This is a genomic window from Streptococcus sp. DD13 (assembly GCF_001578875.1).
Classification (GTDB): Bacteria; Bacillota; Bacilli; order Lactobacillales; family Streptococcaceae; genus Streptococcus.
The window spans coordinates 1-353 of the sequence record NZ_KQ969514.1 but is presented as its reverse complement, the minus strand read 5'-3'; the positions used below and the strand labels follow the sequence as shown (position 1 = coordinate 353).

At 43.3% G+C, this 353-nt stretch carries 1 protein-coding gene; it reads right to left on the bottom strand.

What is annotated here, in order from left to right:
- On the bottom strand, positions 1-316 hold a 316-nt coding region (locus tag STRDD13_RS08105), incomplete at its 3' end, for a helix-turn-helix domain-containing protein (protein ID WP_067103787.1).
- Positions 317-353 lie beyond the last annotated feature (37 nt).

The window sequence follows — 353 nt, the reverse complement described above, 5'->3', positions numbered from 1 at the left end:
GGATGGTTGCTTGCTTTTCAGCAGGGAGTTGCTTGACTTTCATAGTGAATCGTCTGAGGGCAGGATTTTCTCTAGGGACAGCGGGGGCTTCTAAGCTACTGAAGTTGAAAAATTCTTCCGGCGTTAAGTCTAAGGCTGTGATGACCTTTTCCAATGTCGTGAGGGTAAGATTGACATGTTGGTTTTCCAGCTGATTGACGTATTTGAGTCCCAGTCCCGCCTTCTCTGAGAGATCCTCCTGGCTCATTTTTTCTTGCTTGCGCAAGTGTTTGACCTTGTTGGCAATGTATTTTGAAAGATAATGATCCGTATTCATATGCAAAGAATAACCATTTTACTAGTCAAAAGGAACA